Here is a 14,231-nt window from a genome sequence, read left to right on the forward strand (position 1 = left end):
GTGTTGCCCTGCCTTCCCCTGCGCGGGAGGAAGAGGCGTGAAAGGGTGAGGGCGTGGAGGAGCGCGTCCTGGAATTCGTGAGGGGCCTGCGCGGACGCGGCGTGCCGGTATCCACGGCGGAAAGCATCGATGCCCTGGGGGCCGCGGAGGCGGTGGGGCTGGAAGACGCCGCGGCCTTCAAGGCCGCGCTCAAGGCTACCCTGGTAAAAAACGACAAGGATGCGGTGCACTTCGAGGAGCTCTTCCCCCTCTATTTCCTCGGCCTGGAGAGCGCCGGCGGGAACGTGGTCCCCGACGACGGGCTCCTCGCTTCCCTGGAGCGCGCGGCGCGGGAGATGGCGGGGAAAGGCGAAGTGAGCCCCCTGCTGCTCCTCCTGCTCGGCGGCAGGGCAAGCGAATGGGAGCCTTTCATAAGCGCGGCCGCGGGCGGGGTCGGTACCTCCCAGCTGGTGACGCGCATGCAGGTGGGGATGTACACGCGGCGCATAAACGATGTTTTCGACTGGCAGGGGATGGAAGAGGAGCTCGCGCTGCTGCTGGCGCGCATGAGGGAGGAGGGATGGGGGGAGGAGGAGCTGGAGCGCCTGCGGGAGGCATTTCGGGCCAACCGCGAAGCGTTCCGGGGGCAGGTGCGCCGTTACGTGGAGAGGGAGCAGGCGCGCAACGCGGACCGCGTTCCCATACCCGAGAGGATGGAGCGCCTGGTGGGCAGGCCGCTGTCAGGACTGGACGAGCACGAGATGCAGCAGATGCGGAGGGCGGTGGACGTCCTGGCCCGCAGGCTGCGCAACAGGATCTCCCTGCGAGAGACGAGGATGCGGCGGGGCAAACTGGACGTCCGGGCGACGCTGCGCGGCAACATGCAGCACGGAGGGGTCCCCTTCCGCCTGGTCATGAGGAGCAAGAGGATAGAGAAGGTGGAACTCATGGTGCTCTGCGACATCTCCTCTTCCGTGGCGCGCGTCTCCCAGTTCATGCTGCAGTTCGTCTACACCATCCAGGACTGCCTGGCCAAGGTGCGCAGCTTCGTATTCGTGGACGAGCTGGGAGAGGTCACCGATTTCTTCCGAGAGGAAGATATTTCCAAGGGGGTGAAGAGGGCGCTCACGGAGGCGGGCATCGCTTACCATGCCCGCAGCGACTTCGGCGGCGTCTTCCGCCAGTTCTGCGAACGGTACCTTCAGGACGTGGGCTACCGCACGTACATACTGGTCATAGGGGACGCCCGCAACAACTACAACGACCCGTGCACCTGGGCGCTGGAGAAGATGCGGGACCGCTGCAAGGGCATCATCTGGCTGAACCCGGAAACCGGGTCCTTCTGGGACACCGGGGACAGCGTCATAGGCGCGTACGCCCCCTACTGCCGCGAGGTAAGGGTATGCCGCACGTTGCGGGACCTCGAGGATGCGGTGGAGTCCCTGTTGCTGTAGCAAGACCACGGGACCGATGCCGCGGGGCCGGGCCACAGGCGTTGCCTTCCGCTACATCACGGGGTCGCGCCCCGGATGTTGTCGTGATTCCGGGGCGCGAACGTGCCGCACGGCACGAGGCGGGCGAGACGACGGATGATCCAGGACAGGCACGGAGGCCGGGGGTGGTTTATAATCGAAAAAACGAAGAGATAATGAAGAGATAATGCCTCGTGCGGCGTTGTGCGGCGACGGTGATAGGGGCAGGAGACGGGAGCGCAGATGGAAGAGGCGAAAAGGGAACGCGAGGAGACGCTGGACGTGGTCATCGTAGGTGGCGGCCCGGCGGGGTTGACCGCCGGCATCTACCTGGCGCGCGCCCGCATGAATGCCTTGCTGGTGGAGAAACAGTCACCTGGAGGGGCGCCAGCCCTCACCGAGCGCATCGAGAACTACCCCGGCTTCCCGGAGGGAATATCCGGCTTCGAGCTGGTGGACCGCATGCGCCGCCAGGCGGAAGGATTCGGGCTGCGCATCAACCCCTTCAATCCCCTGGTGGGAGCGAGGGAGGAGGGGGAGGTAAAGGTGCTGGAGACCGAGGAAGGGGAGCTGCGCGCCCATGCCGTCATCCTGGCCACGGGCATGCGGCCGGCGAAGCTGGGCGTCCCGGGGGAGGAGGAATTTCACGGGCGCGGCGTCTCCTACTGCGCCACCTGCGACGGGGCCTTCTTCAAGGACGGGGTGGTGGCGGTGGTGGGCGGCGGCAATTCCGCCGTGGAGGAAGCCCTCTTTCTCACGCGCTTCGCCCGCAAGGTGATCATCGTGCACAGGAGGGACCGCCTGCGGGCGGGAAAAATACTCCAGGAGAGGGCGCTGTCGCATCCCAGGATGGACTTTGCATGGAAGAAAGTGGTAAAGGAGATCAGGGGGAAGGAGCGCGTGGAAGGACTGCTCCTCGCCGACGTGGAGGGGGGCGGCGAGGAGGAGCTGGCGGTGGACGGGGTCTTCCTCTACGTGGGCAACCTTCCCAACACCGAGGAGGTGCGCGGTTTCGTGGAGCTCGACGACAGGGGGTTCATCCTCGCCGACGCCTCCCTGCAGACCAGCGTGCGGGGGGTGTTCGCCGCGGGTGACGTGCGCGCCGGGGCGGTGTGGCAGGTGGCGGCCGCGGTGGGAGACGGGGTGAGGGCTGCCCTCAACGCCCAGTTCCACGTGGAAAGCCTCATGGGAACGGCGTACATCTGACCTCCATGGTAATATATGGTATGCCGGGCGGAACGGGACCGGTTTCCGGGGCGGGAAGGAGAGCGCACGGGGGAACTGGTCAAGGGAAAGGGGAAGGACGAGCAAGCGGCGCGATGGCGAGGAACGGGAAAGAGGACGGTGGTACGAGGAAGTGTGCGATGCGGGAAAAGCGGAACATGCGCGGATAATCGGAACGGAAAGAAGAAACGCGTGACAGGCGGGAGACGATACCCGGAGGAGGTGTGACCGGTGGCCGGTAAAGTCGTCGAGTTGAATGACGGCAACTTCGAGCAGGAGGTCCTCAAGAGCGAGCTGCCCACCCTGGTGGACTTCTGGGCGCCCTGGTGCGGCCCCTGCCAGATGATGGCCCCCATCCTGGAGGATGCGGCGGAGGAATGGGAGGGCAGGATCAAGGTGTGCAAGCTCAACGTGGACGAGGCCATGGCGACGGCGCGCGATTACCAGATCCAGTCCATCCCCACCATGATCCTCTTCGAGAAGGGCGAGCCCGTTAAGCGGCTTGTCGGCGCGCGGCCCAAGAAGGCCTTCGTGGACGAATTCCAGGGCTGGCTGTAGGGATCCCGGGGCCGGCCTCAAGGTATGGTCGCAAGGAGGAAGCGGACATGAAAATAGCCGTGGTAGACGGCATGGGGGGGTCCATAGGCCACCAGCTCGTCCTGGAACTGCGGCGCAACCTCCCGGAGGACACGGAGATCATCGCCCTGGGCGCCAACGCCATCGCCACCGGGAACATGATGAAGGCGCGCGCCAACCGGGGGGCCACGGGAGAGAACGCCGTGCGCGTCTGCATCGGGGAGGCGGACGTCATCATGGGAAGCCTTTCCATCCTCATCCCCAACTCCATGATGGGGGAGCTGACGCCGGAGATGGCCACGGCCATCGCCTCCGCCCGTGGTCGCAAGGTGCTCCTGCCCCTGACCCACCCCCGGATAGACATCATGGGCACCGGCGACGAGCCGCTCCCCAAGCTTATCGAGCAGGCGGTGGAGCTGGTAAGGAGGATGTGCGAGGAGGTGAGCGGAGATGTGTGAGGCCGCGGTCTTTATGGACAGGGGCGGGCAGCTGGAAAAGATCATGGACGACGTGGTGGAGGTGCGGCCCGAGGAGGGAAAGCTGCTCCTGGTGGACGTCTTCGGCGAGCAGAAGCTGGTCTCCGCGCGCATCGGCGAGGTGGAGCTCCTCGACCACCGCATCATCCTGCGCGAGAGCGAAGGCTGAGCGTTTCCGCGTCAGCGAGCGGCGGCACCCGCCGTCTTCGCCCCCGGCAGGTCCAGTTCCCACTTGCCGCAGCGGCCGCCCCAGCGGGCCAGGGTGTCCCCCTCCACCATGATCTTCACGATCTCGCAGTTGTTGGAGCATCCCTTGCAGTTGAAGCTGGAGGTGCGGTAGTCGATATCGGTGACCCGGAAGCCCTTGAAGTTGGAGACGGGCGGGTTCAGCTCCTTGGCGAGCAGGGCGGCCCCGATGGCCCCCATGACGTTGTAATGCTCGGGGACCACCACCTCCATCTTGAGCGCCTCCTCGAAGGCGCGCTTCATGCCCACGTTGGCCGCCACGCCGCCCTGAAAGACCACCGGAGGCTCGATGCTCTTGCCCTTGGCGAGGTTGTTCAGGTAGTTGCGAACCAGCGCCTCGCACAGCCCGAAGATGATGTTCTCGATGGGGTGCCCCACCTGCTGCTTGTGGATCATGTCCGATTCGGCGAAGACGGAGCAGCGACCGGCGATCTGTACGCCCGTCTCCGCCCGCAAGGCGTAGGAACCGAAATCCTCGATGGGGATGGCCAGGCGCGCCGCCTGGTGGTCCAGGAAGGAGCCCGTGCCGGCGGCGCACACCGTGTTCATGGCGAAGTCGACCACGATGCCGTCCTGGAGGATGATGATCTTGGAGTCCTGGCCCCCGATCTCCAGCACCGTGCGCACTTCCGGCACGACGTGCAGGGCGGCCACGGCGTGGGCGGTGATCTCGTTCTTGACGATGTCCGCCCCCACGATGATGCCGCTCAGGTGGCGGGCGCTTCCCGTGGTCCCCGCACCCATCACCTCCACGTCGCCGGGAAGCTGCGCGCCCAGCTCGCGCATGCCCTCCTGCACGGCGCGGATGGGCTGTCCCATGGTGCGCAGGTACACGGAGGCCGCTACTTCGCCGCTTTCGTCCAGGAGCACCAGGTTGGTGCTCACCGAACCCACGTCAACTCCCAGGTACCCTTTCATGGCTATTACTTTATCACAGTACCGGGGGCGGTTGGGGTCGCATCTTCGATATCCGGTTGAAGGGCCAGGGCTGCCGGATCCGTGACGATCACTCCATGCTCGACAGAAATGCCTGGAAAGCATGGCCGCAGTTGCGGAATTCGTTTGGAAAACTCCATGTCACAGAGTGACGAAAGCGATGATGGTGGTGGGGAGGCCGCGGTTTAACGGGAGATGTTCATCACCATCACGCTGCATCATTGCGGCCATCAATAAGCAGGGACCGGGATAACCCTTCGGCCTTGGGTCGAAAATCGGTGATGGCCGGATGGGATCAAACCCCCGGTGTTCGGCCGAAGGGCCGAATCGAGGCATGCGAACCCCGCAACCCCAGCGCTTGCGGGAAACCCGTCATTCTTTCCGTGTTGAGGCGCCGAATCGGGAAAGCGCCCCCCTAATCCCATTCCGGCCGACTCCACGCTACTCCTACCACCGGGAAGGAGGGATTTCGAAAAAGGCGGTGGCCACACCGGAAGGGGGTGGGGCGCCCGGCACGGGCGGTGCGGCACCGCGGCAAGGGTGATCCCGGAAAAAGAACCCCGGGCTTGCCCCTCCTGCGGGGAGCTGGAGGAGGGATACGAGGGCCAGGGGGGAACGCTTCGTTTCGCTTGCAATTACGCTGCGGAGACGCGCGATGACGCCGTGCGCGGGTTTGCCGCCGGGCCCGTGCCGCCCGTGCCGGGCCCTATGCAGGGCCCGGCCGGTGCGCTCGCCTGCGCGCGGGCTTTTTTCTCGCTATGACCTGGTCGAGGAAGGTCTCCACCTCGCGCTGGAATATCTCCATGGGCGTCTGCCGCTTGTCGAAGACGTCGCCGGTGAGCACCAGGGTGGGGACGCCCAACCGCTTCATCATCTCGCGTCGGAAGAAGGAGACGGTTCCCAGGGTATGCTTGCAGGCGTGCACGCCCCCGAAGATGCAGGCGTCCGCCCCCAGGTCCTGCACGGCGTAGCAGATGTCGTCCACCCAGCGCAGGGAGATGGATTCCCCTCCCATCTGCCGCGTCATGGGATAGTCGAAGGCGATGTCCGCATAGGTCCGTAACATGCTCTCCTTGGATGAGTAGTCCATGGGAGGGAAATAATGGATGGCGAGTATGTCGCCCAGGATGGATATCCCCCTCTTCTCCATCCAGGTGAAGTAACCGTGGAAGTCGAACAGCCAGTAGATATAGCTGATGTACACGCGCGCCAGCTCCTCCGGGGCGGTATACTCACCCTTGCGCATCCTTTCCTTGGAAATATCTACCATACGCTGCAGGACCTGTACCGCGTCCTCGCGTCCCCACATCTGGCTGCGCAGCACCAGGAGGGTCATGCCGAAGATGTTGGGGACGGGGCAGGGGCGCGCTTTCTTGAGCTCCCAGTACTCGTTGTAGAGCTCCACGGCGCGGTAAGACCTCTCCATCACCTCGCGCAGGCGCTCCTCCTTGAGCTCCTCCCCGCTCCACTCCTCGATCTCGCGGACGAACCGCATGAGGTACTGGAAGTACTGCTCGCGGCCGCGCGGGGATTCGTCCACCGGCTTTTCCAGGATGAACTGGGGGACCCCCAGGTAGTCGGCGGCGAAGGCGTGTATCTTGGCGTTGGGGTTGCAGCTCCCGGGCGTGTTGTAGACGATGGCGTCGGGCTTCAGCCCGGGGCCGGCCAGGAGCGAGGCGATGCCGATGGTGTTGCCGGAGCAGAGGGAGTCGGGAAGCCCCAGGCTCAACGCGTAGTCCCAGAAGCGCTCCCCCTGCCCGTAGCAGATGTTGACGATGGCCCCGGAGACTATCTCCGTGCACAGGGGAAAGAGGGAATCGAAGGCCCAGAAGAGCTCGGGCGGGAAGGTGAAGGGGATGAAGATGAGCTTCTTTCCCTCCGCCTGGGCCCGCTGCGCTTCCCAGAAGAGCTCGAGCAGCCTCTGGAAGAAGAAGACCTCCAGGTTGCGGTTCGCGGGCAGCTCCAGCAGCCCCAGGACGGTGTTCCTGAGCTCCGGGAAGACGAAGTTCGCCGCCCCCTCGACGTCCTCGTCGCTGATGTTCTCGGAGAACTTGTAGACCATCTCCAGGATGCTCACGGCGCGCTCGAAACCGTTCTCGCCCCACCTCATCGCGTAACCCTTCTCCATCACGCACCACCCCCGATCCTCTCCAGGAAGGCCTGCACGCGCGTCTTGGTGCGCCCCACGTCCGACGCGGCGCTGTACTCCTTTTCCAGCACCAGGACGGGGATGCCCGCGCGCTCGAGGTCGCGGCGCACCAGCACGGAGTCCACGCCGTGCAGGTCGCAGAACTTGTTGTAGAGGTATACGGCGCCGTCAACCCGTGACCGCTGGGCCGTCTGCACGATGTAATCACGCCGCTTTCCGTATTCCTTGTACATGCGGGGGCAGAAGATGCTCCCGAGGTAGCCGGAGGCAAGGGCACGCAGGGGATCGCCGTCCGCGTCCTGCCGCTGCAGGAAGGCACGGGAACCGAAGCAGAGGGCGTCGGAGACGATCGCCGCACCCAGGCCCTCCATCTCCCGCAGCCACTCCACCTCGTCCGTTGCCGGCCCGCAGAGCATGAGCCTGGCCGCCGGCTTCATCCCCGGCGCGTTCCTCCTTTCCTCCAGGGAGTCGGAGAGCAGGCGGGCGAAATCCCTTCCCGTCATGCGGGACCCCGCCAGCTCCAGGGCCAGCGCCTCGCTGCCCGAGAGCCTGGGACGCTCCGCTTCCCTCAGGGCGCAGAGCTCCCTCCACTTCTCCCGCACCAGGTTCCAATCGGCGACCGCCTGCCGCAGGGATGCCTCGCTCGCCTCGGCGCCGAAATGGGACGCGATGTGGTCCCGGAGCAGCTCCAGCTCGCCCTCGAAGTAGGCCAGGGAGTCGTCGCGGTAGAAGTGCGGGACCTTGAGGTAATGGAAGAAGGGCAGCCCCTTGCAGTGCTGCCAGTTCTCGAACATGGCCCGCAGGTGGTCGCAACCGTTGGTCTCGATGATGCCGTCCAGGAAATCGTAGGTGCCGTCCAGGGCGAGCTGCAGGCAGGAGCGGCAGAAGGAGCAGTTGAAGAGGGACATCTCGCCGTCGGCCAGGTCGGTGCGGGGGTTGCCCAGGGCCCGGATGCGGTAGGGAAGGATGCCCGCCGCCTCGATGAGCTCCACCGGCGTGGCCACGCAGGCGTAGCCGAGCACCAGGCCGCCCCTTGCCTTCCATTCCCGGACGTAGTCGTCGTATACTTCTCGTTCCGTTATAGGTGCCGTGGGTACGCCTGTCACGCCCTTCACCTCCTTCCGCGAAGACGGGCCCACCGCCCGGCGAGGTAGCCCTTGATGGTTTGGTATATTATGGTAGATAAGGCCCTGAGGGCGATGCCGGCGAGCTCCGGGTGCGCGGCCAGCGCGCCCGCGAGGAGGGACGCGGCGTTCCCCGCGGCGCGGTCGAGCTCCGCGTGGTCCAGGCGTTCCAGGAAGTCCGAGGCGGCCGACCCCGCTGGCATGCCCGCGGCGGCGCGGCGGTTGAAGGCCCGCAGGGCGCGGTTAACCCGGTCCGCCAGGCTGTGGTAGGGGATGAGAGAGGTACGCTCGGCTCTCAGGGATGACGCCACCTCCCGGCCGATGCGCGAGAGGAGGCCCGGGCTCTCCTCCCCTGCCCTGCGGCCTAGCTCGAGGAAGGCATGGACGGCCCTTGCCGTCCCCTCGGTATCCAGGCCCCGGGCCAGCGCCTCCTTCATGCCGCGCATGGTCTCCGGCGGCAGCGAGCACAGGCTCTCGAAGAGGGAGGCGGCGGTGCGCGCGAGGGCGTTCGCCAGGGAAACCGCCGCCTCCGCCAGCGAGACCGCCATGGCCTCGTCCCTCAGGGCCTGGCCCACGAGGGCGGCCACCATGGTTTCCCCTTCCTCCGCAAGGGCGGCCACCGCCTCGGCGAGCAGCGGGCCCTGCAGTCCCGCCACGAGCTCGCTCCCCATGCGGGAGAAGGGAGTCGCGGAATAGAGGCTCCCCTCCCCCAGGATGAGGTTGCCGCGGTGGAGGTTCACCGCCACGCCGGCGGCCCCGTTGATCACCTCCGCGATGCCCTTCCAGTCCAGGTCCTCGAGGATGTTGAAGAGCGCGTAGGACATGGCCTCCGCGGGCATGTTGAGCACCTCGAAGAGCTTCTGCAGGACCTTGAGGGCCTGGTTGATCACGGGGGGCACCACGCTGAAGAGGTTGACCAGGGCCACCGGGTTGTCCCCCAGCGCTTCCACCTCGCCGCGCAGGAGCTCCAGGTTTTCCTCCGCCCGGAAGACCAAGGCCTTGCGCAGCTTGCCGAAGTCCACGGCCCGCAGGGCGTCGGCGGTGATGGCCAGGCGCCGCCGGGCGAGCAGCCCGGGGTCCTGCTCGTGAAGGCGGATCATGAGGCGGGAGAGGGAATTCACCGCCTCGCCGATCGCCCCGCCGTCAAGGCGGGAGAGGGCCCGGTCGACGGCCTGCGCAGCGCTCTCGGGGGGCAGGCTCTCGAGGTGTTCGGCGAGGGCCTTCACCGCCCGCGCCGCCGCCTCCAGCACCCTGGGGAGCGCCTCCAGGACGGCCAGGGAAGTATCGCCGTCATCTCCGACCAGGGCCTGCGCCAGCTCCCGCGGGTCGCCCTCGTTGACGTCCCGCAGGAGGCGCGTGAAGTTCTCCCGGATGCGTTCCACCTCCGGGCGGGTGCTCTCGTTCTCCGCATGCATCGCCATCACCTCGCTGTCGAGTGCACTGCCGTGCGAACACCTGCGGCCGCGCGCCGGGGACCCCGCGATTCGGCCGCGCTTCCCGTCAGGCCGCGGCTCATCAATCTACTGCCTTCTTTTTCCAGGGTATGGCCATTGCCAGCATGGCCACGTAGGCGGCGAAGAACCAGAAAAGGAACCACAGGCCCAGGGAGGGGACCTCCTTCCTGCGCAGCCGATCGGCCAGCAGGGCGCAGGCCATGCCCTTGTAGAGGATCTGCGCGTACGAGGACGTGTCCTGCATGACCTGCCTCCCGTCAAGCTTTCCCGGGGACCGACGGCCCCATCCACCTCTCCATTCACCGTTTCCTGAGCGCCGCCGCCTTCCTCTTCGCCAGGCGCAGCAGGAGGAGCGCGGCCACCGCGGCCGCAACGCCCGCCGCGGCCCTGCGCGCGGCCCCTTCCTTTTTTTCGCGCGGGGGACGCGCCGCGGCGATGGCCAGCGCGGCTACGCGCCGCAGTGAGCGGGCCAGGGCGGCGGTGTCCATTTCCCTGCGGGCCAGGGAAAGGGTGTGGGCGATCTCCGCGCGGTTTTCCTCCAGGCGCGCCGTGGCCCGGTCCAGGGCGGAGAGCAGGCGGTTGAGGGCCGCGACGGCCGCTTCCCTCACCTCGTCCGGGGTGCTGTCCTCGCCCACGGCCAGGCGTCGGAGGAGGGCCCCGTAAACCTCCGGAAAGCGGCCGAGCCGCTCGCGGTCTATGCCCCCGCCGATGCGCCCCAGGATGTCCTTGAGCAGCGGTTCCGGCAGGCCGTTGAGCTGGCGGCCCAACTCGAGCATGAACTCCAGCAGCCAGTTGGCGAGGTCGGGAAAAGCGCCGAACAAGCTCATGGAGATGCCGGGGTCTCCCCAGAGGAGGGTCTTCACCAGGCCGGACGCCGCCTCCGGCCTGATGCCCTTCATCTGGAGGAGGAGGACCTCCTTCAGCGCCGGGGTGGCGATCACCTCCCTGAGCAGGCGCTCTCCGAGGCCCGGGTAAACCAAGTCGTCGCTCATGGCCTCACCCCCCTCACTTCTTTTCCGCCCGGCCCGCGCCGCTTTGGCCCTTCTTCGCCCGGGTCGCGCCGGCTCGGCCCTCCACGGCTTTGGCCGCGCCGCCCCGGCCCTCCTCCGCCCGGGCTTCGCCCTCCCGGCCTCCCGCCTTCGTGGCGGTCTTGCGCGCGGCCGGCCTGGCGGGGGCTTCCAGCAAAGGCTTGATGACGTGCTGGGCGAAGTCCGGGTTCTCGGAAAGCGCCCTGCTGAAGGCCTGGATGAAGGCGTGCGTGGAGGTGCTCCTGTCCTTTGCCCGCTCCGCCGTGCGCGCCATCCACCCGCTGAGCCTCGCGGCGAGGTCGCCGCCCTCGAGGGCGCGGGAGCAGGAGGCGGAGAAGTCCCCCGCCAGGGAGGAGAGGCCCCTGCGCAGGCCGCTTTCCGTGTCCGTGAGGTCCAGGGAGAGGAGCATCTTTAAAAGCCCGCCGGCCGCTTCCCCCGCCGCGGCGCCGTCTATACCCGCCACGATGCGTCCCAGCAGGTCCTTCAGCAGGGGAGGGGGCATGGCGTTCATCTGGGCGGCGCTCTCGGCCATGGCTTCCAGCGCCACGTTCACCATGGCGGGAAGGGACCCCATGATGGACATGAGCAGCCCGGGGTCCTGCCAGAAGAGGGTGCGCACCAGCCTCCTGGCCGCCGGGGGGTCTATGGAATTCAGGAGGATGATGACGGTCTCCTTGAACTTGGGGGTGCGGATGAGCTCCCGCAGGATGCGGTCTGCGGCGTCGACGATGCCCCTGCTCTCCGCCTCGCCTCGCGTCTCGATGTCCGCTTTCATCTTCACCACCTCAGAGGGTCTCGCACTCGTAGAACCAGCGGGCCACCTCTATCTGGCAGAGCTGCTTCGATCCCTCCACCAGCTGCAGGATCTTCAGGTCGCGCCAGTGCTTCTCCACGTCCCAGTCGCGGTCCGCGCCGTAGGCTTCCATGAGGTTCATGACCCTGCCGGTGACCTCGATAAAGCGGTCCATGGCCAGGTAGCGCTGGGCGCGCATCCTGGCCACCAGCCCGGGGTGCCAGAGCGGCCCGTAGAGGTCGTGGCGGTCGCACATGCGGGCGCACTGGTAGCCCACTATCCTTATGGCCTCGATGTTGGCGGCGAAGTCGGCCAGCAGCCCGGCCACGGCATCGTTTTCCTTCAGGGGCAGCCCGCGGTAGCGCTTGCGGTTCACGAACTCCGTGAGCCTCTCGTAGATGTTCATCATGGCGCCGGAGATCCAGGCGATGATGCCCATGTTCCCCGTGGACATGATCTCCCCGAAGTACTTGGCGTCGTCGCCGGGGCCGCAGGCGCGGTACCAGAGGGGCACGCGCACGTTCTCGAACCACACGTCCGAGTTCATGTCCGCCGCCATGCCCGCCTTCTCGTATGGCGGCCCCTGGGTCACCCCGGGCGTGTCGTCGGTCACGAAGATCACCGCGATGTCCCGGGGGTCGTCGGACCCCGGGTTGGTGGTGCAGACCACGGCCATGAGCCTGGCCAGCCCGCCCGTGTTGGAAGGCCACAGCTTGTGACCGTTGATCACCCACTCGTCCCCGTCCCTCACCGCGGTGGTCCTGATGGTGCTTCCCCTCACGATCTCGATGTTCTCGATGTCCGAGCCGCCCTGGGGCTCGGTCATGCACAGGGCCGCGAAGACGGGCTCCGTCGTCTCGCAGAACATGGGGGCGAACTCCTCCAGGAGGCGGCGGTTCTCGTGCGGCTCCAGGGCTATGAAGAGGAAGGGCCAGAAAAGGGCGCCGAAGGCCAGGGCCATCCCGGAATCGGCGCGGGCTATCTCCTCGAACATGCGGAAGGCGGCCACGCACATGTAATGCGACCGGCCCATGCCCCAGCCGCCGAGGTCCTCCGGGAAGATCATGCGCTGCAGGCCGTACTCTCCCAGGAGCTTCCTGAAGGGGGGATGGATGAGGTGGTGGTCACGGTAATCCTCGTCGAACTCGCGGCGGTAGGGCATGACGTCCTTTTCCACCCAGTCGCGGAAGATGGAACCCAGGAGGCCGTCCATGGGCGAGACGTATTCCAGGGGTCGGGTGAAATCGTCGATGCTCCTCGCGTCGTTGCTTCCCACGTGCGTCACCTCCTCACAGTGTCCGGGCCCCGTAGAACCGGCGGGCGAAATCGTGCTTGGCCAGCTCGTAGGCGCCCAGGTAGCACTGCAGGGTCTTCACGTCGCGCCAGTAGCGCTCGAGCTGCCATTCCTTGGCGTAGCCGGCGGAGGCCATGAGCTCCATGGTGCGGTGGATGGCGTATTCCGCCGAGGCGAGGACCTGGTGGGCGATCATGAGGGCGGCGGTGAAGACGCCCTCGGAGTCGGCGTCCCCGTAAGTGTCCGGCTCGGCCAGCATCTCCGCCAGGTCGTAGGCCAGGAGGCGGTCCACGGCGATCTCCTTGGCGATTTCCCCCATGAGGGCGCCGGTGAGCGGGTTTTCCTTGAAGATGTTGCCGGTGCCCTTGATCACCCGGTTATCGCCCCACTCCCTGAGGATGCGGTAGGAGGCGAGGAGCGCACCGACCGCGGAAGCCGTCACTCCCAGGTAATACCAGGATAGGAGGTGTCGGTACTCATCCTCCTCGCGGAAGAGGCAGTTGCCGGCGGGGAGCTCCACCCCCTCGAGGTCGAGGTCCGCGTTGCGGCTGGCGGCGAGGCCGGTCTTCTTGAATTCCGGCCCGCGCGAGACACCCTTCGCGTCGCCGGGGACGAGGATGAAGGCCGGCCGCTCTTCCCCCTCCACCGCGCACCACGCCCCGAAGAGGTCGGCGTCGGCCCCGGAGCAGGTGGGCCGCGCGCGCCTGCCGGAGAGCTTCCACCCCGTTGCCGTGGGCGTGGCCTTCACCTGGTAACTTTTCCCATGCCAGGCGGGCGCATCCTCCTCTTCCCCGAAGGCGGGGAGGAGGAAGGAGACGATGACCGGGGACCCGTTTGCGCAGAAGAGGGGGGCGAAACGGTCGCAGGCCTCCTGCTTGCGGTGGCCGTCCGCGGCGAGCGAGGCCTGCAGGGCGAAGCTGTGGGCGGCCAGGAAGGCCAGCCCGACGTCGGCCCTGCCGACCTGCTCCAGCGCCGCCGTCACCGTGAAGGCGGCCTCCGGCCCGCTGTGTCCGTCCCCGCCCAGTTCCTCCGGCCAGAACATCCTCTGCAGCCCCATGTCCGCCATCAGCCTGGCGTAGGCCGGCCCGAGGAGCCCCTCGTAGTCCTCCTTGAGTTCCAACCGCTTTTCCACGATCTCCTTTTCCACCAGGCCCTGCAGCCCCGCCGCCAGGTCGAGGTCGGGTTCCTGCAGGCGCCCCCGGGGATAGGGGAACAGGTCCAGTCCGCTCATACGCACCTCCCTTTCGGTACTTCCGACAAGTGTTTCGCAGAGGCCGACGGGACGGCACGGGCGGGCGTCCAACGGTTAAGCGGATGGGCGAGTCTCAGCGGGTGGAGCAAGAGCACCTCCCCTTAGGATTCATCCCTGCTGCGAGCATCGGCCGGCCCTGTTGGCGGGAACCTTACTGCGAGACATGCCCGCGGTGCGGGCAAGTAGAGCACCGTTCGCCCCGTTACGGGAGCAGCCTCCTTCCCGATT

14 protein-coding genes are annotated in these 14,231 nt (G+C 66.9%); 5 read left to right on the forward strand and 9 right to left on the reverse strand.

Annotated features, from left to right (window positions below; translation table 11 throughout):
- The first annotated feature begins 53 nt into the window (after window positions 1-53).
- The 5 genes from H5T73_03675 (at window position 54) to H5T73_03695 (ending at window position 3,896) form a co-directional block, all read left to right on the forward strand.
- Complete coding sequence (locus tag H5T73_03675; GenBank protein ID MBC7246864.1) at window positions 54-1,433, forward strand: VWA domain-containing protein; 1,380 nt, start codon at window positions 54-56, stop codon at window positions 1,431-1,433.
- A gap of 261 nt (window positions 1,434-1,694) precedes the next feature.
- Window positions 1,695-2,657, forward strand: coding sequence for a thioredoxin-disulfide reductase (gene trxB, locus H5T73_03680; protein MBC7246865.1), 963 nt, complete (start codon window positions 1,695-1,697; stop codon window positions 2,655-2,657).
- A gap of 249 nt (window positions 2,658-2,906) precedes the next feature.
- Window positions 2,907-3,233, forward strand: coding sequence for a thioredoxin (trxA, locus tag H5T73_03685; GenBank protein ID MBC7246866.1), 327 nt, complete (start codon window positions 2,907-2,909; stop codon window positions 3,231-3,233).
- Window positions 3,234-3,280: 47 nt separating this feature from the next.
- Window positions 3,281-3,709 (forward strand): DUF3842 family protein, encoded by a 429-nt coding sequence (locus tag H5T73_03690; GenBank protein MBC7246867.1) that lies wholly within the window; start codon window positions 3,281-3,283, stop codon window positions 3,707-3,709.
- A complete protein-coding gene (locus tag H5T73_03695; GenBank protein ID MBC7246868.1) occupies window positions 3,702-3,896 on the forward strand; it encodes a CooT family nickel-binding protein in 195 nt (64 codons plus the stop codon). The genes H5T73_03690 and H5T73_03695 overlap by 8 nt, the downstream gene beginning before the upstream one ends.
- An 11-nt stretch (window positions 3,897-3,907) precedes the next feature.
- Here the strand turns inward: H5T73_03695 and H5T73_03700 are convergent, their stop codons facing one another.
- The 9 genes from H5T73_03700 to H5T73_03740 all read right to left on the reverse strand — a co-directional run bounded on the left by H5T73_03700 (window position 3,908) and on the right by H5T73_03740 (window position 13,982).
- Window positions 3,908-4,891: a 2-hydroxyglutaryl-CoA dehydratase gene (locus H5T73_03700; GenBank protein ID MBC7246869.1), complete on the reverse strand. Its 984-nt coding sequence runs from the start codon at window positions 4,889-4,891 to the stop codon at window positions 3,908-3,910.
- Window positions 4,892-5,615: 724 nt separating this feature from the next.
- On the reverse strand, window positions 5,616-7,037 hold the full coding sequence (locus H5T73_03705) for a 2-hydroxyacyl-CoA dehydratase (protein MBC7246870.1): 1,422 nt from the start codon (window positions 7,035-7,037) through the stop codon (window positions 5,616-5,618).
- Window positions 7,037-8,173 (reverse strand): 2-hydroxyacyl-CoA dehydratase, encoded by a 1,137-nt coding sequence (locus H5T73_03710; protein ID MBC7246871.1) that lies wholly within the window; start codon window positions 8,171-8,173, stop codon window positions 7,037-7,039. The genes H5T73_03705 and H5T73_03710 overlap by 1 nt, the downstream gene beginning before the upstream one ends.
- Window positions 8,170-9,603, reverse strand: a complete 1,434-nt coding sequence (locus tag H5T73_03715; GenBank protein ID MBC7246872.1) for a hypothetical protein — start codon at window positions 9,601-9,603, stop codon at window positions 8,170-8,172. Before H5T73_03715 ends, H5T73_03710 begins: the two co-directional genes overlap by 4 nt.
- Window positions 9,604-9,697: 94 nt before the next feature.
- A complete protein-coding gene (locus H5T73_03720) occupies window positions 9,698-9,880 on the reverse strand; it encodes a hypothetical protein (GenBank protein ID MBC7246873.1) in 183 nt (60 codons plus the stop codon).
- Between the two features lie 55 nt (window positions 9,881-9,935).
- Window positions 9,936-10,628 (reverse strand): hypothetical protein, encoded by a 693-nt coding sequence (locus H5T73_03725; GenBank protein ID MBC7246874.1) that lies wholly within the window; start codon window positions 10,626-10,628, stop codon window positions 9,936-9,938.
- A 13-nt stretch (window positions 10,629-10,641) separates the two neighbouring features.
- Window positions 10,642-11,439 carry a hypothetical protein gene (locus H5T73_03730; protein MBC7246875.1) on the reverse strand — a complete coding sequence of 266 codons (798 nt, stop codon included), beginning with the start codon at window positions 11,437-11,439 and terminating at the stop codon, window positions 10,642-10,644.
- A 10-nt stretch (window positions 11,440-11,449) separates the two neighbouring features.
- Complete coding sequence (locus tag H5T73_03735; GenBank protein MBC7246876.1) at window positions 11,450-12,733, reverse strand: acyl-CoA/acyl-ACP dehydrogenase; 1,284 nt, start codon at window positions 12,731-12,733, stop codon at window positions 11,450-11,452.
- Window positions 12,734-12,746: 13 nt separating this feature from the next.
- Window positions 12,747-13,982, reverse strand: coding sequence for an acyl-CoA/acyl-ACP dehydrogenase (locus H5T73_03740; protein MBC7246877.1), 1,236 nt, complete (start codon window positions 13,980-13,982; stop codon window positions 12,747-12,749).
- Between the last annotated feature and the right edge of the window lie 249 nt (window positions 13,983-14,231).

The organism is Actinomycetota bacterium, assembly GCA_014360655.1.
Lineage (GTDB): Bacteria > Actinomycetota > Geothermincolia > Geothermincolales > RBG-13-55-18 > JACIXC01.

Bases quoted from the DNA above. Each gene is read 5' to 3' on its own strand.
- trxB (MBC7246865.1), top strand. From the start codon at position 1,695: ATGGAAGAGGCGAAAAGGGAACGCGAGGAGACGCTGGACGTGGTCATC.
- H5T73_03690 (MBC7246867.1), top strand. From the start codon at position 3,281: ATGAAAATAGCCGTGGTAGACGGCATGGGGGGGTCCATAGGCCACCAG.
- H5T73_03695 (MBC7246868.1), top strand. From the start codon at position 3,702: ATGTGTGAGGCCGCGGTCTTTATGGACAGGGGCGGGCAGCTGGAAAAG.
- H5T73_03700 (MBC7246869.1), bottom strand. From the start codon at position 4,891: ATGAAAGGGTACCTGGGAGTTGACGTGGGTTCGGTGAGCACCAACCTG.
- H5T73_03705 (MBC7246870.1), bottom strand. From the start codon at position 7,037: ATGGAGAAGGGTTACGCGATGAGGTGGGGCGAGAACGGTTTCGAGCGC.
- H5T73_03715 (MBC7246872.1), bottom strand. From the start codon at position 9,603: ATGGCGATGCATGCGGAGAACGAGAGCACCCGCCCGGAGGTGGAACGC.
- H5T73_03720 (MBC7246873.1), bottom strand. From the start codon at position 9,880: ATGCAGGACACGTCCTCGTACGCGCAGATCCTCTACAAGGGCATGGCC.
- H5T73_03725 (MBC7246874.1), bottom strand. From the start codon at position 10,628: ATGAGCGACGACTTGGTTTACCCGGGCCTCGGAGAGCGCCTGCTCAGG.
- H5T73_03730 (MBC7246875.1), bottom strand. From the start codon at position 11,439: ATGAAAGCGGACATCGAGACGCGAGGCGAGGCGGAGAGCAGGGGCATC.
- H5T73_03740 (MBC7246877.1), bottom strand. From the start codon at position 13,982: ATGAGCGGACTGGACCTGTTCCCCTATCCCCGGGGGCGCCTGCAGGAA.